17 protein-coding genes are annotated in these 18,621 nt (G+C 64.0%); 7 read left to right on the top strand and 10 right to left on the bottom strand.

Annotation, left to right across the window (positions count from 1 at the left end; genetic code table 11):
- Nucleotides 1-65: 65 nt before the first annotated feature.
- On the bottom strand, nucleotides 66-1,361 hold the full coding sequence (locus FJ954_RS08720; RefSeq protein WP_140661089.1) for a DUF445 domain-containing protein: 1,296 nt from the start codon (nucleotides 1,359-1,361) through the stop codon (nucleotides 66-68).
- Between the two features lie 267 nt (nucleotides 1,362-1,628).
- Between FJ954_RS08720 and rirA the strand changes: the two genes are divergently transcribed.
- Nucleotides 1,629-2,093, top strand: a complete 465-nt coding sequence (gene rirA, locus FJ954_RS08715) for an iron-responsive transcriptional regulator RirA (protein WP_015317488.1) — start codon at nucleotides 1,629-1,631, stop codon at nucleotides 2,091-2,093.
- 32 nt (nucleotides 2,094-2,125) lie between these two features.
- On the opposite strand, the gene FJ954_RS08710 is transcribed toward rirA, so the two are convergent.
- The 5 genes from FJ954_RS08710 to hemP are packed head-to-tail and all read right to left on the bottom strand — an operon-like array spanning nucleotide 2,126 to nucleotide 6,242.
- On the bottom strand, nucleotides 2,126-2,917 hold the full coding sequence (locus FJ954_RS08710; RefSeq protein ID WP_140661088.1) for a heme ABC transporter ATP-binding protein: 792 nt from the start codon (nucleotides 2,915-2,917) through the stop codon (nucleotides 2,126-2,128).
- An 8-nt stretch (nucleotides 2,918-2,925) separates the two neighbouring features.
- Entirely contained in the window at nucleotides 2,926-4,026 is a 1,101-nt protein-coding gene (locus FJ954_RS08705) for an iron ABC transporter permease (RefSeq protein WP_140661087.1), read from the bottom strand.
- Nucleotides 4,027-4,031: 5 nt separating this feature from the next.
- Nucleotides 4,032-4,940 carry a hemin ABC transporter substrate-binding protein gene (locus tag FJ954_RS08700; RefSeq protein ID WP_140661086.1) on the bottom strand — a complete coding sequence of 303 codons (909 nt, stop codon included), beginning with the start codon at nucleotides 4,938-4,940 and terminating at the stop codon, nucleotides 4,032-4,034.
- Nucleotides 4,941-4,950: 10 nt separating this feature from the next.
- Nucleotides 4,951-6,012 carry a hemin-degrading factor gene (locus FJ954_RS08695; protein ID WP_140661085.1) on the bottom strand — a complete coding sequence of 354 codons (1,062 nt, stop codon included), beginning with the start codon at nucleotides 6,010-6,012 and terminating at the stop codon, nucleotides 4,951-4,953.
- A 23-nt stretch (nucleotides 6,013-6,035) separates the two neighbouring features.
- Entirely contained in the window at nucleotides 6,036-6,242 is a 207-nt protein-coding gene (gene hemP, locus FJ954_RS08690) for a hemin uptake protein HemP (protein WP_015317483.1), read from the bottom strand.
- A 198-nt stretch (nucleotides 6,243-6,440) separates the two neighbouring features.
- Between hemP and FJ954_RS08685 the strand changes: the two genes are divergently transcribed.
- From FJ954_RS08685 to FJ954_RS08670, 4 genes are all read left to right on the top strand, one after another.
- Entirely contained in the window at nucleotides 6,441-8,630 is a 2,190-nt protein-coding gene (locus FJ954_RS08685; RefSeq protein ID WP_140661084.1) for a TonB-dependent hemoglobin/transferrin/lactoferrin family receptor, read from the top strand.
- Nucleotides 8,631-8,632: 2 nt separating this feature from the next.
- On the top strand, nucleotides 8,633-9,070 hold the full coding sequence (locus FJ954_RS08680; RefSeq protein ID WP_015317481.1) for a hypothetical protein: 438 nt from the start codon (nucleotides 8,633-8,635) through the stop codon (nucleotides 9,068-9,070).
- 81 nt (nucleotides 9,071-9,151) lie between these two features.
- On the top strand, nucleotides 9,152-10,204 hold the full coding sequence (locus tag FJ954_RS08675; protein ID WP_318012989.1) for a TonB family protein: 1,053 nt from the start codon (nucleotides 9,152-9,154) through the stop codon (nucleotides 10,202-10,204).
- Nucleotides 10,205-10,260: 56 nt separating this feature from the next.
- Nucleotides 10,261-10,575, top strand: a complete 315-nt coding sequence (locus FJ954_RS08670) for an antibiotic biosynthesis monooxygenase (protein ID WP_015317479.1) — start codon at nucleotides 10,261-10,263, stop codon at nucleotides 10,573-10,575.
- An 8-nt stretch (nucleotides 10,576-10,583) separates the two neighbouring features.
- Here FJ954_RS08670 and putA read toward each other — a convergent pair whose 3' ends face one another.
- A complete protein-coding gene (gene putA / locus FJ954_RS08665; protein ID WP_140661083.1) occupies nucleotides 10,584-14,192 on the bottom strand; it encodes a bifunctional proline dehydrogenase/L-glutamate gamma-semialdehyde dehydrogenase PutA in 3,609 nt (1,202 codons plus the stop codon).
- A gap of 163 nt (nucleotides 14,193-14,355) precedes the next feature.
- Between putA and FJ954_RS08660 the strand changes: the two genes are divergently transcribed.
- Entirely contained in the window at nucleotides 14,356-14,808 is a 453-nt protein-coding gene (locus FJ954_RS08660; protein WP_015317477.1) for an Lrp/AsnC ligand binding domain-containing protein, read from the top strand.
- A 1-nt stretch (nucleotide 14,809) separates the two neighbouring features.
- Here the strand turns inward: FJ954_RS08660 and FJ954_RS08655 are convergent, their stop codons facing one another.
- On the bottom strand, nucleotides 14,810-16,009 hold the full coding sequence (locus tag FJ954_RS08655; RefSeq protein WP_140661082.1) for a cytochrome c peroxidase: 1,200 nt from the start codon (nucleotides 16,007-16,009) through the stop codon (nucleotides 14,810-14,812).
- A 7-nt stretch (nucleotides 16,010-16,016) separates the two neighbouring features.
- A complete protein-coding gene (locus FJ954_RS08650) occupies nucleotides 16,017-16,466 on the bottom strand; it encodes a FixH family protein (RefSeq protein WP_041163818.1) in 450 nt (149 codons plus the stop codon).
- 151 nt (nucleotides 16,467-16,617) lie between these two features.
- On the opposite strand from FJ954_RS08650, the gene FJ954_RS08645 reads away from it, so the two are divergent.
- On the top strand, nucleotides 16,618-17,541 hold the full coding sequence (locus FJ954_RS08645) for a sugar kinase (RefSeq protein ID WP_140661081.1): 924 nt from the start codon (nucleotides 16,618-16,620) through the stop codon (nucleotides 17,539-17,541).
- A 5-nt stretch (nucleotides 17,542-17,546) separates the two neighbouring features.
- On the opposite strand, the gene FJ954_RS08640 is transcribed toward FJ954_RS08645, so the two are convergent.
- Nucleotides 17,547-18,569 carry an aldose epimerase family protein gene (locus FJ954_RS08640; protein ID WP_140661080.1) on the bottom strand — a complete coding sequence of 341 codons (1,023 nt, stop codon included), beginning with the start codon at nucleotides 18,567-18,569 and terminating at the stop codon, nucleotides 17,547-17,549.
- Nucleotides 18,570-18,621 lie beyond the last annotated feature (52 nt).

Here is an 18,621-nt window from a genome sequence, read left to right as displayed (position 1 = left end):
CGAGGAGAATAGCACTCGAACGCCTCGTGTCCATTTCGAACACGGGCCTAGGCGATCGCTAGGGATCAATTGACCGGGAGCAGCAGCTCGATCGTGTAAAGCACGATGCCCGCCAGCCCACCGATGATCATGCCGTTGAAGCGGATATATTGCAGGTCCCTGCCAATGTTCATCTCGATCAGGCGTGTCAGTTGGGCAAGGTCCCAGCGCTTGACCTGGTCGGCGATGAATTTCGACACACCGCTCTTCTGGCTCTCGACAAAAGAAGCGAGCGCCACCACGAATCCTTGGTTCATGTCGGCCCGGATCTGCGCGTCTCCGGCAAGATGGCGGCCGACTTCGACGAACATGTTGGCCAGATGCTCCCTGATCAACGAATTCGGCGCCTTGGCGTCCTGCTCGATGAACAGGCTGAGGCTCTCCCACATGTCGCCGGCTAGCGCCCTGATTTCGGGTCTGGCGAGGAAGTCGCGCTTCATTTTCTCCGCTCGCCTGGCATATTGCTTGGACGTGCGCAGCCGCTCGACGAAACTTTGCGCGAAGCGGTCGAATTCGGCGCGCATCGGGTGATCTGGATCGGCACGCACCTCGTCCAGCAAGGAGCCAGCCGAAGCGACGATCTTCTTCAGGAGATAGGCGTCGGCCCGGAACAGGTTGAATAGCGACGGGAGTTCCTCGCGGATCTTGTCGCGCATCGTCGCCAGCGCCTGTTCGTCGTTGAGGAACCGGCCGATGACCTTGATGAACTCGTCGAACAGCTTCTGGTGGCGGCGGTCGTCGGTGAGCGCGGACAGAAGTTCGGCCGCAAGTGGCGCCAGCGGCACCTTTTCGATCTGTTCGAGCATGCGGCTGGTGACGAAGCCGCGCAGACCGGATTGTTCGACGGCGGCAAGCGTCTGCGGCACCAGCCGCACGACGAAGCGCGACAGGCCGGCGGCGCGTTCGGCATCGGCCAGCCAGTCGGCCACGAGCGCCGAAAAATCGACCTCGGCGAGTTTTTCACGCACCGGTTCCGGCGCCAGGAAATTGGCCTCGATGAAACGGCCGAGATTGTCGGCGATACGGTCCTGGTTTTCCGGGATGATGGCGGTGTGCGGGATGGGCAACCCGAGCGGCCGTTTGAACAGCGCCACCACCGCGTACCAGTCGGCAAGGCCGCCGATCGTTGCCGCCTCGGCGAAGGCGGCGACGAAGCCGAGCCATGGATAGCTGCTCTGGAAGGACTTGGCCAAGGCAAAGACCACCACGCAGAGTGCCAATGCCGCCGTGGCGACGAACTTTGTCCGCCGCAACGCGGAAAGCTTGGCGCCCGCGTCGGCATCGAACCGCACTGGCGCCAGGGATTGGTCCGATTGAGCCATGCCGCTCCTCGTCTATTAGGCCTATCTAGTGCCGCGGCCGCCGGAATGCCCGTGGCAGCCGGTTTGTCTGTCCCGGCTTTTGCCCGGCGGCGCACATAAAGTTGACGAGTTTATTCATCTATGATGCCCGGCTAGTCTGGAATTATTCCAAGGTATAGGCCATATTCCGCCGAGACCAGTGCAGCGATCCGGATTCCGGACGAGGCCGCGCCAGCAAAGTTTAGAATCTGGCGTGGTTGCATCATATCAGCGCCGAGTGAGGACGAGATGCGGCTTACGCGCCAAACCAACTATGCCATGCGCATTCTGATGTATTGCGCCGCCAACAATGACCGGTTGAGCCGCATCCCGGAGATCGCGGCCGCCTATTCGGTGTCGGAACTGTTCCTGTTCAAAATCCTGCAGCCTCTGGTCGAGAATGGCATGGTCGAGACTGTGCGCGGCCGGAACGGAGGGGTACGGCTCGGCCGTGCCGCCGAATCGATAAGCCTGTTCGACGTCGTGCGCGTGACCGAGGAAAGTTTTGCCATGGCGGAGTGCTTCGAGAACGATGCCGCCGAATGCCCGCTGGTCGACAGCTGCGCGCTGAACTCCGCATTGCGCGAAGCGCTCAACGCCTTCTTCGCCGTGCTTGCCCGCTACACGATCGCCGACCTCGTGGCGGCAAGGCCAAATGTACGCGCCCTGCTCGGCATCGACATGCTGATGGAGCGCCGCGCCCCAGCGGCCTGATCCCTGCCGCATCGTGCAGTGTCGGCTGAATATCAGCTGACCGACGATTGCGGGAGCACGAACGGCATGTTGCCGGCCGGCAGCACGCCGACCTTGAGCCGGCAATCGAACACCTTCTCGATCAGGTCGTCACTCAGCACGTCGCGGGGCAAGCCGCTGGCGGCCAGCCGGCCGCGATGCATCACGAAGATGCGGTCAGCGTACATGGCCGTCAGATTGAGGTCGTGCAGGATCGCTACCACGCCCCCGCCCCTTCTGGCGAAGTCGCGGGCGATGTTCATGATGATCAGCTGGTGCTTGATGTCGAGGCTGGACACCGGCTCGTCAAGGAACAGATAGCGCGGCTTGCCGTCGAGCACCGGCGCCCAGACCTGGCACAGCACGCGCGCAAGCTGGACACGCTGCTGCTCGCCACCGGAAAGCTCCTGATAGAAGCGGCCGGCAAAGCCGTCGAGATCGACCCGCGCCAGCGCCCGTTCCGGCAGGCGTCCGTCCTCGCCCGGCAGCGCGCCAGAACGGCCACCGACCAGGCCAAGCCTGACGACCTCCCGCACAGTGAAAGGAAACGACAGTGTCGTCGCCTGCGGCAACACAGCCCGCTGGACGGCGACCTCCACCGGCTTCATCGCTGCGAGGTCGCGGCCGTTGAGGACGACACTCCCGGTATAGCCGAGGTCCCCCGACAATGCCCTCAGGAAGGTCGTCTTGCCCGAACCATTGGGGCCGACGATTGCCGCCACCTCGCCCGGCCGCGCATCGAAATCGACACCGGCAACAATTCTCTTGCCGGCGATATCGACCGAAACATTCCTCGCCTCGATCATTCCAGCCCTCACAAATCGATCACGCCGCGCCTGCGCAGCAATATCCACAGGAAGAACGGCGCGCCTGATATCGCGGTGACGATGCCGATCGGCAGCTCGGCCGGCGCCACGATGGTGCGGGCGACCGCATCGGCAAGCAGCAACGAGGAGGCGCCGAGCAGCCCCGAGGCCGGCAGCAGGTAACGATTGTCGGGTCCGATCAGCAGTCGCAGCAGATGCGGCACGACGATGCCGACGAAGCCGATGCCGCCGCTGACGGCGACGGAGGCGCCGACCGCCGCCGAAACGCCGATGATGGCAGTGTATTTCAGCCGCTGCACCGGAATGCCGAGATGGCCGGCGGTCGCTTCGCCCAGCGCCAGCGCGTTAAGGCCGCGGGCCAGGAACGGCATCGCCGCCAGTGCCAGGACGATTATGGGTCCTACGGAAGCTATCTTGGCCCATGTCGCACCGCCGAGCGATCCCAGTGACCAGAAGGTCAGGTCGCGCAGCTGGCGATCGTCGGCCATGAATATGAGGATTCCGGTCAGCGCCATGGCAAGTGCCGCCAGGGCTATGCCCGCGAGCAGCATGGTGGCGACCGAGGTTTGTCCACGTCGCGTGGCGACGTGATAGAGCGCCAATGTGGTGACGAGACCGCCGACGAACGCCGCAAGCGGCAGCGCCAGCGTTCCGAGCAAGGCGGTCACCGGCGCCAGCACGGTCCCGCCAAGAACGATGATGACCACCGCGCCAAGGCTGGATCCTGCGGAAACGCCGATCAGACCGGGTTCGGCGAGCGGATTGCGGAACAGTCCTTGCATGACGGCGCCACAAACCGCGAGCGCCGCACCCACCAACATGCCGAGGATGACGCGTGGCATGCGGATGTCATGGACGATCAAGCTGTCGCGGGCGTTGAGCGCCGCATCGCCGGGGACGGAGCCAAAGAGCCAATCCCTGAAGACGGTCACGGCGGATGCATCCGATGCGCCGGATGTGAGCGAAAGCAAGATGGCGATCGCCAAGCCCAGGCACAGCAGAAGGATGACGGCACGGGCGCGGCCGGAACGATCCCCTTCGGATGCCCTAATCGGCTTCGCCGGACCTGCGATCGACTGGTCGGCCATGATGCTCAGTCCGTGACCTGTGCGCCATAAAGCGAAACGGCGAGATCATGGATCGCGTCGGCCGTGCGCGGCCCGAAGCCGAGTAGATAGGCGCCATCGATGCGGATCAGCTTGCGCGCCGTTCCGGCCGGCGTTGAGGCGATGGATGGATTGCCGAACACTTCGTCGTCCGAGACCGGCGGCCCGGCATTGCTCATCATCAGGATCACGTCCGGCCTTGCGGTGATGATCGCTTCGTCCGACATTTGCTTGTAGCCGGAAAAGCCTTCCACCGCATTGACCCCGCCCGCCAGCTTGACCATGCCGTCGGCCGCGGTTTCGCTGCCGGCCGCCAGGATCTTGCCACCCTGCGTCGAGAGAATGAACAGCACGCGCCTGCGCTCCTTGATCGTGGCTGTCCGCTTTTCGGCGGCTGTGAGTTTCGCATCGAGTGCCCTGGCCAGCACCTCTGCCTTGGCCTCGACCCCGATCGCCTTGCCGACAATGCGGACCTTCTGGAGGATGCCTTCGCGGTTGTACTGCTCGGGCACTTCGATGAACGGAATGCTCGTCTTCTTCAGCACGTCGACGGCTTCCCTGGGACCGCTGCCGTGCAATGCCAGTATGCCCGTCGGATTGACCGACAAGACGCCTTCCGGCGACAGCTGGCGCATGTAACCGACATCAGGCAGGCCGAGCGCGGCCTTTGGATAGAGGCTGGTGGAATCGCGCGCCACCAAATGTCTCTCCTCGCCAAGCGCATAGACGATCTCGGTGATGGAGCCGCCAATAGCGGCGATCTTCGAAGGATCGGCGAACACCGAAACGCCTTCGGTGGCGCCGACTGGTTGCAGCGCGGCGACAGCCATGGAAAGGCCGATTGCATAACCGACCCTCGATCCGCGCAGGGCGGACGGTCTCGAAACAAAACGCATCACACTTTCCTCAGGCTGCCGTCGGGTTCGGGATGCGCGGCAGGTGCTCGGCCAGAAAACGCCAGTCGTCGCGCTCGCCTTCGCCTTCATGGCGCTTGCCGAAGAACTGGATGATCATGTCGCCATTGGCGGCATAGACCTCGAGCGATGTGACATGGCCGTCCTTGGTCGGCTTGCGCACCGCCCAGACTTCATGGATGTGGTCGGTGCGCAGATGCAGGTGGAAGGTCTCGTCGAGCACGTTGATCCACGGCCCCATGGGCTTGATCGATTTGATCGGCCCGGAGTGGATCTGGATGCAGCCGCGGTTGCCCACGAAGCACATGATCGGCATCTCGCTTTCGGCGGCGTGATGGAACATGGCGCGCACCGCGTCATTGTCGAGCAGCCAGGCGTAGTCCTGGCCAACCATGCGCACCGCCTGGCGGCGGCTGAGCTTCAGCGTCTTCAGCATGCCGAAGAACTGGTGCACGTCCGTCAGCCGGCTCCAGCGGTCACGCAGGTCGTCCAGGCTCGCCGTCGATGCCCCGGCCTCGCTTTCCTCATCGAGAACCGTCCCTGAAATGTCGATCGTCGGCTCCTGGTTCGGCGATTCCAGCGAGGCGACCAGTTTCTGGTAGGCATGGAGGCTGGAGGCCGGGCGCAGATGCACCTTGTGCACCGCGTCGCCGGCCGCATCGAAGAACTGCAGGCTGCGGCGGATGTCGTCGCCGTCGCGCTTCTCCACGGCAAAGCCATGCGCCCAGATTTTCGGAAAAATGCGCAGGTCGATGTTCTCGCCGAGCACCATGGCATTGTGATTGCCGGTGACGACCTTGTCATAGACGCCGATCTTCTCGTGCACGGCGCTTTCGTTGCGGGTCAGCGCCATCACCTCGCCAACGGCCTCGAGACCGGTCAGAAGGTCGTTGACGCGCGGTTCGACGCGGACGACGCCGTCGCCGCAATGGGCGGCCACCAGCTCGGCCTCCGAAATGCCGAGCTGGGCGGCCAGGTCACGCTCGCGCGCTTTCGGATTCTCGGTCCGGGCCCGCCGGATTTCATGCGGAGCGGGTTTTACGCGCTGGTCCATGTCTTTACCTCTGATGCCTTGCCTTACTTGTTGAGAATGAGCTTGCCCTGGCGGGTGATCTTCAGCCGGTAGAGCGCGCCATGATGCTCGATGCCGATTTCGTGCTCGCCCTGGAACAGCGTGTTGCTGGACAGCGTCCGCACCGCCAGCGAGACCCGATCGAAACGGGTGGAGGTATCGTCGGAACGGCGGACGCGATAGCGAAACTCGTTGGGATTGTGCGTGTTCATCTGGGTCGATCCCTTTCCTGTGCCGGGCATCTGGCTAGGCGTTGCGAATTGCCGATTCATTTCTTGACTTGAATAATCATGTTTACTAGTCAGTGCAATACCGGACTAAATGAGTCAACATTTAAGATGCCGGATACGATCAAAATGCCAGCAAGCCCCGGGCCAGCCAGCATGGAACCTGGGATTTGGAGTTGGGGCATGGGGTTGATAAGTTGGGAACGGCGCGGCCGGTCGGCGGCGAACGGTGCGGCGGCTTTGCTCGCAAGCGTGGCGGCGATCGCTCTATCCGCGCCATCGGCGCACGCGCAACCTGCGACGCAGGCGGCGAGCGAGCAGACGGATCAATCGAAGAAGACTGACCAGCAAAAGGCAGCCCCCGCGGGCGCTACGTTGCTCGACAGGATCCTGGTGCTCAGCCGCACCGGCGAAACGGCGATACAGTCGCTGGCCTCGGCCAGCCATGTCGACCAGGAACAGCTCGATCGCCGCATGGCGACAACGCCGAACGAGATGCTTTTCGGTGTGCCTGGCGTCGCTGCGCAGGCCGACGCCAGGCGCGTCAGCACCAGCATCAACATCCGCGGCCTGCAGGATTTCGGCCGCGTCGCGGTGATCGTCGATGGCGCGCGCCAGAATTTCCAGCGTTCCGACCACGGCACCCAGTCGACCTTCTATATCGATCCCGAGCTCGTCAAATCCGTCGACGTGATCCGTGGTCCTGTCGCCAACACCTATGGCTCGGGCGCCATTGGCGGCGTCGTCTTCTTCGACACCAAGGATGCGGTCGATTTCCTCAAGCCCGACGAGACGTGGGCCGGTTCCGTCACCGGACGCTACGAGAGCAACGGCAAGGGCTGGACCACGAGCGCCACCGGTGCCTATCGCATCAATGAGAACTGGGACGTGTTGGGCAACATCGTTTACCGCGACTACGACAACTACAAGGACGGCGACGGTGACACCGTCAACGGCACCGGCTTCGACGTGCTGAGCGGCCTGCTCAAGACGACGATCCGGCCAACCGAGAACAGTGAGCTCAAGCTCGGCTGGGTCGGTTCGAGCGACGGCTGGGACGAGACCAGCGGCGGCGTGCCGGTCAACGATGTCGACCTGAAGTCGAACACCTTCACGGCCCGCTACAACATCACGGACGAAGACAAGAGCTGGCTCGATCTCCACATCAACACGTCCTACAACAAGACAAATCTCGACCTGACCAGTCTCGCGCCGCAGAACCGCTTCGATCCGGTGACCGGTCTTCCCGTGGTGCTGCCGGCAGGATCACTGTCGACATTCGATGTCGGCACGACCGGCATCGATATCTGGAACACGTCACGGTTCGAAACGAACGGCATCGCGCATGAACTGACCTATGGCGGCGATTGGGTCGGCGACAACGTCAAGACGGGTGGCGCGGCCGGGGGCGACAGTTTCTACACGCCGTCGGGCAAGCGCAACGTGTCCGGCGCCTACGTCCAGGACAAGCTCACCTGGGACTGGCTCGAAGTCGTCGCTGGCCTGCGCTACGACAGCTACAGCCTGAAGGATGACATGCATGATATTTCCGGCGACAGGCTATCCCCGCGCGTCACCGTCGGTGTCTCGCCGTTCGAGAGTGCCGGGCTTGCCGGCCTGCAATTCTACGGCACTTATGCGGAAGGCTACCGCTCGCCCTCGATCACGGAAACGCTGATCAGCGGCAATCATCCCGCCGGCGTCAGCTTCCCGTTCCTGCCCAATCCAAATCTGCGGCCTGAAACCGGCAAGACGACCGAGTTCGGCGTCAACTACAAGCAGAACGACATCTTCGAGCCGGGCGACGCCTTGCGCCTGAAAGCAGCCTATTTCAACAACGATGTCGACGACTATATCGACGGCGTAACGCTGTCGCCGTTCGCTCCAGGCAGTGGCTGCCCCTTTGGCCCCGGAATCCCGATCTGCTTCCAGTATCAAAATTTCGCCAAGGCCAAGATCAACGGCTTCGAGCTGGAGGGCGTCTATGACGCGGCATGGGGCTATGCCGGCCTCTCGGCCTCGATCACGGATGGCCACACCATTTCCTACAAGGGTGTGGAAGCCGACCTCGCCACTATCCCCTCCTCTCAGGTCACCGCTCAGCTTGGCCTGCGTTTCCTCGAGGACAAGCTGACCGTCGGCGGTGAGGTGCAGTATAACGGCAAGCCGAAGGGCAATGCCGTCGCGACGGACTACACACTGGTCAATGCTTTCGCCAGCTATCAGGCGACCGACAATCTGAAAGTCGATTTCCGCGCCGACAATCTGTTCGACGTCAAATACGCCAATCCGCTGAACGGCAGCACCACGGTTGCGGTCTACGAACCCGGTATCACGCTGAAGCTAGCGGCAACCATGCGCTTTGGAGGCTGACCATGACGCCCTTGACGGCATCCCTTCGTTTGCTGACCTCGACGCTGGCGATGTCGCTGACGACAATTCCGGCGTGGGCTGAGCAGTCCGCGCCGGTCCTGACCCTCGAACTCAATGCCGCGCAGCCTTCCGGCAAGGGCTGCCGGCTGACCTTCCTGGTCAGCAACAATCTCGGCGCCGACCTGACCAAGGCGGCGTTCGAGATCGCTCTGTTCAACAAGGCCGGCATCGTCGACCGGCTGACCGTGCTCGACTTCAAGGACCTGCCGCACGGCAAGACCAAGGTGACACGCTTTGACCTGGCCGGCACCGACTGCACCAAGGTCAGCCGCGTGCTGGTCAACAGCGGAACGGATTGCGCTGGCACGGGCGTCGAACCAACTGCCTGCATGCGCAAGCTGAAGACGGACACCAGGACCGGCATCGCTTTCGGCGTCTGAAGTGGGACCGCATAAGAAAAGACCGTGGCAGGGCCGCTGGCCGGCTTCGATTGCTTACCGGTTGAGGCAGCCGATCTTGATTTGACAAGTCTGCGCGTATCGCTGCAATTTCGCGCCCGCGACATGCAGGAAATCAATCCACTCCCCGACGCTGGCAGCGAGTTGGCAATAGCGCCGGCAGAGCGACTTGCCCAGGCACGACCGCAAGCCAGCAACGGCAAGTGGCAGGCTGCGATCGCCATCTCCTGCCTGCTCCATGCCGGCGTGGCGGCGGCTTTTCTGATCTCGTCCGCCGGCAAGTTCGATTCCAGGGAGGCAGAGCAGTCGGAAGGCGGCGATCACAAAGGTGACAAGGTCGCCGGCAGTGCATTGGACAAGGACCCGGCGGCAATGAATGTCACGCTGGTGCCGCCCCCGCCGACGGCCAAGCCTCATCCGGCAAAGGCGGCCAGACCGGCGCCGACCGCACCTTCACAGCCCGCGCAGGAACCGGTGACACACGCTCCCGAGCCTGCCCGTGACGCCGCGAAGCAGGCTTCGGAGCCCTCGGCGGAACCGGTCAAACAGCCCGTGGCCACGCCGGACATACTGGTGGCGGCAACCCCGCGCCCGGATGACCAGAGCGTGGCTGCCAGGACAGAAACGCCGGCACAGCCGAACGCCCAGGCCGGAACCACCGAAATTCCTGTCACCGTTCCGGACCAACCGCCGATCCCCGTTGCAAGGCCAACTCCGGCGGCTGCCCCTGCCACTGCTGGAGCAGCGACTGAACGGAGCGGCACGGCCGATGGCCAGGACCGGCTGGCGGAAGCGGCCAGCAAGGGCAAAAGGCAAAAAGACCAAGGCAGCGCCGCGGAAGACAGCTACCGCGGCAACGTCTTTCGAAAACTCGGCAGCGTCAATCGTACTCTCCCGCCTTCGCTGCAACTGGCCGCGCGTAACAATGCGGTTGTGGCATTCGCCATAGGCAGGAAGGGCGACATAGACCAGTTGCGCATTCTGGAAAGCTCAGGATCGCCGACTTTCGACGAGGCCGCGCTTGGCATCGTGCGCAAGGCCGCTCCCTTCCCTCCAATTCCGTCACAGGCATCGAACCCGAGCTTGGAGTTCGAGGTCGGCATCGGCCCGTTTTGACTAGGCCCGGGACAAACTTGCGGCGCAACCATCAACATCCGCGTGAAAGGGACCCCATGTACATCGCCATGAACCGCTTCAAGGTCCAGACCGGCTCGGAGGGCAACTTCGAAGCCATGTGGAAGAACCGCGACTCCAGCCTGGCCGAGATGAAGGGTTTTCGCGAATTTCACCTGCTGCGCGGCCCGGTCAACGAGACCGAGGGCTACACGCTGTTCGCGTCGCACACGGCGTGGGCAAGTCACGATGATTTCGTCGCCTGGACCAAGTCGGAGAACTTCCGCGCCGCCCACCGGAATGTCGGCACGACGAAAGTCCACTATCTCGGCCACCCGCAATTCGAGGGCTTTTCCGTCGTCGAGGGCGCGTAGATGCCGACCTATGCGGCGGCCAAGAGGCTGGCATTGCCACCCGCGGCGGTCGTGTCGACGCAGACCGCCCGCTCATGCGCATAAGCCGCCGGATAAAGCACCTCGCTGACCAGCGGGACGATCGGCCCGCTGCGCTCGGCGATGACCTTGCGCACGATGCGCGCCGCCTCGGGCGTGCCTGAAAAAGCAACCACATCGACCCGCAGCGAGCGCGCCTCGACAGGATCGGGGCGGCCGTCGATGGCCGCCAGCGGCAGGCCTTTGCCGGTCAATGCCGAGAGCGCCGCCGGTGCGCCCGGTGCAACAGCCAGCACCGCATTGCCGGCGGCGAGCGCCTGGATGGTCTGCGCCAGCAGCGTGTCGCCGTCCGGCCCCAAGCACAGCACCCGGCCGCGCGGCGACAGCGATAGCGTGTTGGCCTCGCCGGTCGGCCCGGGCAGATCGACCTGGCCGAAATCAATGCTGGCGGCGGCTCCGATCGCGGCCGCGCCCTTGCCGCGAAGATGCTTCCTGAGGATGGCGACCCGGTCCGGCCGCGTCGACCAGCCGCCGAGAGCGGGATCGGGCAGATTGTCGGCCAGTTCGGTCGCCGTCACCTTATGGCCTTCGCCGACTTCCGTGCCCGCTTCAGGCCCTTTGCGGAAACGCCTGAGATAGTGCGGCCCGCCGGCCTTTGGCCCGGTGCCGGACAGGCCCTCGCCGCCAAATGGCTGCGAACCGACGACAGCGCCGATCTGGTTGCGGTTGACATAGATGTTGCCGGCATGGATGCCGTCGACGAAATGCTGCACCCGGCCCTCGATACGGGTGTGCAGGCCGAAGGTCAGGCCGTAGCCCTTGCGGTTGATGGCGGCGATGACGCTGTCGATCTGGTCGGCGTCGAAGGTCGCGACGTGCAGCACCGGACCGAACACTTCGCGCTCCATCTCCTCGATGCCCTTGACCCGGAAGACATGCGGCGCGACGAAGCGGCCATCCTTGGGCGCCTCAAGTTTAGCGATCAGCCGGCCCTGCAGGCCCATCGTCGTGCAATAATCGCGGATCGAACTTTGCGCGTCATCGTCGATCACCGGACCGACATCGGTCGAAATCCGCCAGGGATCCCCGACGTTGAGCGCCTCCATGGCGCCTTTCAGCATCTCCAGCATCTTCTTCTCGACGTCTTTCTGGACATAGAGCACGCGCAACGCCGAGCAGCGCTGGCCGGCACTCTGGAAGGCCGACGCGAGGATGTCACGCACCGCCTGCTCGGGAAGTGCCGTGGAATCGACGATCATGGCATTGAGGCCGCCGGTCTCGGCGATCAGCATGGCGTCCGGCGCCGCGGTCTCGGCCAATTGCTTTTCGATCAGCTTGGCGACCTCGGTCGAGCCGGTGAAGCAGACGCCGGCAATACGCGGGTCCGCTGTCAGCGGACCACCGACCGACGGGCCGTCCCCGGGCAGGAGTTGGATGACGTCTTCCGGCACGCCGGCCTCGCGCAGCATCTCGACGGCGCGGAAGGCGATCAGCGGGGTCTGCTCGGCTGGCTTGGCGATCACTGAATTGCCAGTGACAAGTGCTGCCGCGATCTGGCCGGTGAAGATGGCGAGCGGGAAATTCCACGGCGAGATGCAGGCGATGGCGCCGCGCGCTTGCGTGCCCGTTTCGGCGTTCGCCGCCTCGGTGGCGTAATAGCGCAGGAAGTCGACCGCCTCGCGCACTTCGGCGACGCCGTCGGCCAGCGATTTGCCGGCCTCGCGCGTGGCGAGCGCGAAGAACTCGACGGCATTGGCCTCGTAAAGATCGGCGGCACGGTTGAGGATAGCGGCACGCTCGGCGACCGGGCGTTTTGCCCACGCCGGCTGCGCCTCGACAGCGATGCGCACGGCGGTTGCGACCTGCTTGGCGGCGGCCTCGTGAACCGTGCCGACCACCTCGGAAGGCTTTGCCGGATTGAGGATCGGGCGCTGCTTGCCGTAGCCGGCGGCGCGCGTGATCGGCTTGGCGTGCCAGCGATCGGGACCCGCAAATGCCGCTCTGGCCTGCTCGATCGCCGCCAGCGTCACCGTGTCGGTGATGTCGAATCCCTTCGAGTTGCGGCGCCCGATCCCAAAGATCTGGGAAGGCCGGGCAATCGCCGGATTGGCGGCGGGACCCTGGCTTTCAACCGTTTCCAGCGGATCGCGTGCGATATCCTCCGGCTCGACCTCCTCGTCGGTCAATTGGTGCACGAAGGAGGAGTTGGCGCCGTTTTCCAGGAGCCGGCGGACCAGATAGGCCAGCAGGTCCGAATGCGCGCCGACCGGCGCATAGATACGGCAACGCGTGCCTTCGGCCTTGCGCACCGTTTCGTGCAAAGCCTCGCCCATGCCATGCAGGCGCTGGAATTCGAAGGTGTCGCGACTGTCAGCCATCGACAGGATGGCGGCGACGGTGTGCGCGTTATGGGTGGCGAACTGCGGATAGATGCGGTCGGTCATGCCAAGCAGCTTTTTCGCGCAAGCCATGTAGGAGACGTCGGTGTTGGCCTTGCGCGTGAACACGGGATAACCGGCAAGCCCGAGTGTCTGCGCCCGCTTGATCTCCGTGTCCCAATAGGCACCCTTGACCAGCCGGACCATGATGTTGCGATTATGCTTGTTGGCCAGGGCATAGAGCCAATCGATGGTGAAAGCCGCGCGCGGACCATAGGCCTGCACGACGACGCCAAAGCCGTTCCAGCCGGCGAGTTCCGGCTCGGCCAGCACCCGCTCGATCACGTCGAGCGACAGGTCGAGACGATCCGCCTCCTCGGCGTCGATGTTGAGCCCCATCCGCGAATGCCGTGCGGCCAGGGCCAGCGACAACAGCCGCTCGGCCATCACAGGCAGCATCTCTTCCTTTTGCGCTTCTTCGTAGCGTGGATGCAGTGCCGAAAGCTTGACGGAGATGCCATGGTTCTGGCGGATATCTGGCCCGTTCGAGCCAGCATCGAGCGAGGAAATGGCGTCGGCATAGGCCTTGTGATAGCGCAGCGCGTCCGCCTCGGTGCGGGCCGCCTCGCCCAGCATGTCGAAGGAGTAGAGGTAACCCTTCTGCGTCATTGGCCGGCCGCGCTTGACGGCTTCCGCGATCGTGCGGCCAAGCACGAACTGCTCGCCCATCTCGCGCATGGCGGCGGCCACTGCCTTGCGGATGACCGGTTCGCCCAGCCGGCGCACCATCGAACGCAGCGTGCCTTCGATACCGCCCTCACCTTCATCGAGCACGCGGCCGGTTAGCATCAGCGCCCAGGTCGAGGCGTTGACGAAGATCGAACTCGAACCGCCCGAATGCGCCGACCAGTCGTGCGGCGCGATCTTATCGGCGATGAGATCGTCCATCGTCTCTGTGTCGGGTACGCGCAGCAGCGCCTCGGCCAGGCACATCAGCGCCACGCCTTCCTTGGTGGAGAGGCCGTAGGCCGAGAGGAAGACTTCCATCAGCCGGGGATCGGACGAACCGCGCACCGCCCGCACCAGGTCGGCCGCACGCGCCGAGATCGCCTTACGGTCTCCGGCCGAAAGCCCGGCCGCCTCGGCTAATCGCTTAACCGCTGCGTCTTCGTCGGGCAAATAATTAGCGCGGATCTGCTGGCGGATGGCGTCGAGCGGCATGGCGGTCCTATGAGCAAGCACAAGGGAACGGGCCGGCGGTCACCGGACCGAATGGCGCAAGCTAGCACAAGTGCCAGATTTCAGGCGGTCTGAAAAAATCGACAGGGCAGCTCAATTGATCTATCATGTTTCCGAAAAATTGCTCATTCGGGCTGCAGTTTCGATGACAGAAGATCAATTGGACCGCATCGACAGGAACATCCTGTCGGCACTGGCCGGCAATGGCCGGCTTTCCATGTCGGAACTGGCGGTCAAGGTCGGCCTGTCGAAGACACCGGTGCAGGCGCGGGTGAAGCGGCTGGAGAAGGACGGCTATATCAGGGGATACCAGGCGATCATCGACCGCGAACGCATGGGCGAAGGCCATGTCGCCTTCGTGCAGGTGAAATTATCGGACACCCGATCCGCCGCGCTCGATGCCTTCAACCGCTCCGTACAAGCCGTGCCGGAAATCGAGCAGTGCCACATGATGGCGTCGAGCTTCGACTATCTCCTTAAGGTCCGCACGAAGGACATCGCCGCCTATCGCCGCGTGCTCGGTGAGCGCATCTCCGCCCTGCCCCACGTCGCCCAGACCTCGACCTTCGTGGCGATGGAGACGGTCAAGGACAGGTAACCTATTCCGATAGTGTCTTCAGGAACGCCACCAGTGCGGCGCGCTCGCGGTCCGAGAGCTCCAGCGGGTGAATTTCAGAACTGCCCTCGACGCTTGGCGCAGCCTTGGCATAGTGAGCGACGACCTCGTCGAGCGATGAAAACTGCCCGGCGTGCATGTAAGGCGGCCGCGTCGCCGCACCGCGCAGCGACGGCGTCTTGTAGGCGCGCACAAGTTCCGGCGCATCCTTGACCATGAAGCGCAGCTCGCCGCAGGCACTGGCCTCGCCATCGCGATAGGCTCCGAAGCAGTTGAACGGGTCGGCCTCGACCTGGGCCACCGCATCGACGCGCCCACGATCCGCCGGCAGGCCGGCAGCAGGCGGTACACCCGTGTTGTGAAAACCGTTGTCGCTGAAGCGCGGGCCGTTGTGGCAGCTCACGCAATTGGCCTTGCCGACGAACAGTTTCAACCCAAGGATTTCCTCCGTGGAAAAGACGGCATCGCCTTTCGGCTCGGCGCCTGTCGCAAGGTCCAGCGCAAAGCGGTCGAAGCGTGTCGGTGCCGGCTCGATCGAGCGTTCGAAAGCGGCGATCGCCTTGCCGATATTGGCATAGACGCCGTTGATTGCGTCGCGCTGCGCATCGCTCATCGCGTTCCAGGCGGTTTTTTCGGCATCGCTTCCAAGCGGGCTGGCATTTGGCGGAATGCTGGACAAATCAGGCAATGGCCCGAAGATGCGCTCATAGCGTTCGCCGAAACGCGCCTTCATGTAATGCGCGTAGGCAGCACGGTTTCCCGCCTGTTCCAACGGGTTTTCGAGCGGTGTCAGCGCCTGCGCCCACAGGCTGTCGCGCCGTCCATCCCAGAAGAACCAGGGGTCGCGCGCCACGCCGGCCAGCGGCATGGTGCGCCGGTTGGTGTGGCCGACTCCGACCGCCTGCGGCAGGTCGTCCTGGAACTGCCGGTCGATCTTGTGGCAGGTCGAGCAGGACACCGTACCGTCGCGGCTCATCCCGACGTCGAAGAACAGCGTCGAGCCGAGCGCCGCCGCGGCCGGCTCATCGGCGAAGCGGTTGGTGGTATCAGGCTTCAGCGCCGGCAGCGTATTCAGCGCGAGCGATGCAATCGTCTTCTTCTCGGCATCGGAAAAATCCGGCTTGCCGCAACCGGCAAGGATGGCTGCCACCGTCAGTGCCAAAAAGCAGAAAAAGCGCCTCATCGACCGCTCACAGCACCACGTTGAACAGCACAGTGTCGGAGCCCGCGCCGGACGATATGGCGAAACGCAGTTGCCACCAGCCGCTCATGGTGAATTTCACCCCTTCGATGCGGTAGCGTCCCTCGCCTAGATAGTCGGTCGCCTGCGGGCTGGTCGGCAGACCGTGATTGTGTTGCGGCATGCCACCGGAGATGGCAATCGCGGCTCGCTCCACCGAGGCCCCCGTCTTTGTCTTCAGCGTCAGAAGCCAGGATTCCAGTTCGCCCTGCCGCACGACGCCCCGTTCCGGCACGAAACTCGCTACGTACAACCCGTTGTCGGTTTTTTTCGTCCGCGAGACATCCGGGCCGGCGGGCTGTGCCGAATGCGGCGCGGTCAGATAAACGGCCGCGAGAACGCCGACCAGCAAAGCAGCCAGACCAAGACCTGCCAGGAGATAACGCCATAACGATGCCAAACCGGTTCCTCTTTCGCAGATAACGTCCTGCCGGGTGGATCGCATCCCGCCAGCCTGTGGGAAAACGCTGTGGCGGAAAAAAGCCTGCTTGCCAAGCATGGCGCTGCGTTCGGCAAAAAGCTACAGCACCGAAAGCACTGGAGGATTGCAGATGGTGGGAAACGGCGTCGCCTCGATCGGCGAATGCATGCTGGAACTGTCGGGCCAGACCGGGCCGAACTGGCGCATGGGCTTTGCCGGCGACACGTTCAACACGCTGTGGGCGCTGCATGCCCTAAGCGCTGACCGGCCGGCAACCTATGTCTCGGCCTTCGGCGACGACCCTTTCTCGCAGGGCCAGATCGACTTCTTAGCCGAAAACGGCATCGGCATCGGCTCCAGTCCGGTCATACCGGGCGCGCGCCCCGGCCTCTATGCCATCACGCTGACCGGCGCCGAGCGCTCCTTCACCTACTGGCGCGGCGACGCCGCCGCCAGGCAGCTCGCCTCGGACCCGGCGGCACTGGCGAAAAACCTGGAAAATCAGGCGCTTGTGTACTTCTCCGGAATCACTTTGGCAATTCTCGATGAGGCCGCGCGCCAGACGCTGCTGGCCGCAGTGGCAAAGGCGCGCGCGGCGGGCTCGCTGATTGCCTTCGATCCCAACTATCGGCCGCGGCTCTGGCGTAACCGCGAGGACGCGCAAGCAGCGATTGCCCGGGCGCTTGCGGTTACCGACATCGCGCTGCCGACGTTCCCGGACGAGCAGATGCTGTTCGGCGATGACACACCGCAGGCGACCGCCGAGCGCCTCGGGCAATTGGTCAAGGAGGTCGTGGTCAAGAACGGCGAGGCACCGGCGTTGATTGGCAAGGGTGGAGCGCTGCGGGAGGTCGCCGCAATCCACGTGCCTGCGCCCGTGGACACGACCGGTGCCGGCGATTCCTTCAACGGCGGCTATCTCGCCGCACGGCTTGGCGGGATTGCCCCGGCGGACGCTGTCCAGCGTGCGCACCGCGTCGCCGCCGCCGTCGTGCAGGTCCGCGGCGCATTGGCGCCGCTCGAGACGCTACGGGCGGCGTTCGGCCAGTCCTGAAAAAGTCAGCCCTGCCGGAACCGATATTCCGTCACGTGGTGGTAGATCGCGCCAGGCCATAGCGTCGCCTGCGGGAAATACGGCCGGTTCGGCGCGTCGGGCCATATCTGCGGCTCCAGACAGAAGCCGCTGAAGGCCTTGTAACCCCGCCCTTCCAGGCCGGTGCGTGGCGTCACATATTGCCCGGTATAAAGCTGGACGCCGGGCTCGGTGGTCCAGACTTCCATCTCGATGCCGGAACTCGCCCCTTGCACCCAAGCTGCCTGCTTGAGCGGACCGCGCGCCGCGGCCAGGCAGAAATTCTGGTCGTAGGGTAACTGTTCGCCCTCGGTCTCCATGCGCAGCGGCCGCGCCTGGCGAAAATCGAAGGGCGTGCCGTCGACCGGCTTGACCACGCCGGTCGGGATCATGTCGCCGTCGACAGGCAGATAGGCGCCGGCGTTCAGCATCATCCTATGGTCGAGAATGTCGCCGGCACCGCCATCGTCGAGGTTAAAATAGGAATGCTGGGTGAGATTGCACGGCGTCGGCTCCTCGCAGGTCGCCGTCAGTTCGACGCTGAGCGTGCCGGGAATTTTCAGCCGGTAGGTGCAGGTAACGTCGAGCGCTCCGGGAAAGCCCATCGCGCCATCGGGATCATGCAGCGTCAGCGTGACGAAGTCCCTGCCGTGCAGCGAAACCGTCCATGGCCGGTGGGAATAGCCTTGCGAGCCGCCATGCAGCGTATGCTTGTCCAGGAAATTGCGCTCGGTCTGATAGCGGTTGCCGCCAATTGTGAAACGAGCGTCGCCGATGCGGTTGGCGTAGCGCCCAACAACCGCCCCGAAGAAGCCAGTATCGGTCTCATACGCTTCCAGAGTGCTGTAGCCGAGAACCAGCGGCGCGTCATGCCCGGCCAGGCGCAGGTCCTGGACGATAGCGCCGAGCCCGATGATGTTGGCGGTGAGGCCGCCGCCCCTGATCGTGAAGCGGCGGACCGGTTCGCCTGCCTGCGTCGTGCCGAAAACCTCGCCGTCCTTCATCATCATGCCCGCAAACGTCAGTGGATCCAAAGGACTTCGGCTGGTTCTTCAGCCTCGA

Origin of the sequence: Mesorhizobium sp. B2-3-15, from assembly GCF_006442875.1 — a bacterium.
GTDB classification, from domain to species: domain Bacteria; phylum Pseudomonadota; class Alphaproteobacteria; order Rhizobiales; family Rhizobiaceae; genus Mesorhizobium; species Mesorhizobium australicum.
Note: the sequence above shows the minus strand (reverse complement) of the source record. Positions and strands in the feature narration are given on the sequence as shown.

Coding starts and splice junctions, on each gene's coding strand:
- FJ954_RS08720 (WP_140661089.1), bottom strand. CDS start 1,361: ATGGCTCAATCGGACCAATCCCTGGCGCCAGTGCGGTTCGATGCCGAC.
- rirA (WP_015317488.1), top strand. CDS start 1,629: ATGCGGCTTACGCGCCAAACCAACTATGCCATGCGCATTCTGATGTAT.
- FJ954_RS08710 (WP_140661088.1), bottom strand. CDS start 2,917: ATGATCGAGGCGAGGAATGTTTCGGTCGATATCGCCGGCAAGAGAATT.
- FJ954_RS08705 (WP_140661087.1), bottom strand. CDS start 4,026: ATGGCCGACCAGTCGATCGCAGGTCCGGCGAAGCCGATTAGGGCATCC.
- FJ954_RS08700 (WP_140661086.1), bottom strand. CDS start 4,940: ATGCGTTTTGTTTCGAGACCGTCCGCCCTGCGCGGATCGAGGGTCGGT.
- FJ954_RS08695 (WP_140661085.1), bottom strand. CDS start 6,012: ATGGACCAGCGCGTAAAACCCGCTCCGCATGAAATCCGGCGGGCCCGG.
- hemP (WP_015317483.1), bottom strand. CDS start 6,242: ATGAACACGCACAATCCCAACGAGTTTCGCTATCGCGTCCGCCGTTCC.
- FJ954_RS08685 (WP_140661084.1), top strand. CDS start 6,441: ATGGGGTTGATAAGTTGGGAACGGCGCGGCCGGTCGGCGGCGAACGGT.
- FJ954_RS08680 (WP_015317481.1), top strand. CDS start 8,633: ATGACGCCCTTGACGGCATCCCTTCGTTTGCTGACCTCGACGCTGGCG.
- FJ954_RS08670 (WP_015317479.1), top strand. CDS start 10,261: ATGTACATCGCCATGAACCGCTTCAAGGTCCAGACCGGCTCGGAGGGC.
- putA (WP_140661083.1), bottom strand. CDS start 14,192: ATGCCGCTCGACGCCATCCGCCAGCAGATCCGCGCTAATTATTTGCCC.
- FJ954_RS08660 (WP_015317477.1), top strand. CDS start 14,356: ATGACAGAAGATCAATTGGACCGCATCGACAGGAACATCCTGTCGGCA.
- FJ954_RS08655 (WP_140661082.1), bottom strand. CDS start 16,009: ATGAGGCGCTTTTTCTGCTTTTTGGCACTGACGGTGGCAGCCATCCTT.
- FJ954_RS08645 (WP_140661081.1), top strand. CDS start 16,618: ATGGTGGGAAACGGCGTCGCCTCGATCGGCGAATGCATGCTGGAACTG.
- FJ954_RS08640 (WP_140661080.1), bottom strand. CDS start 18,569: ATGATGATGAAGGACGGCGAGGTTTTCGGCACGACGCAGGCAGGCGAA.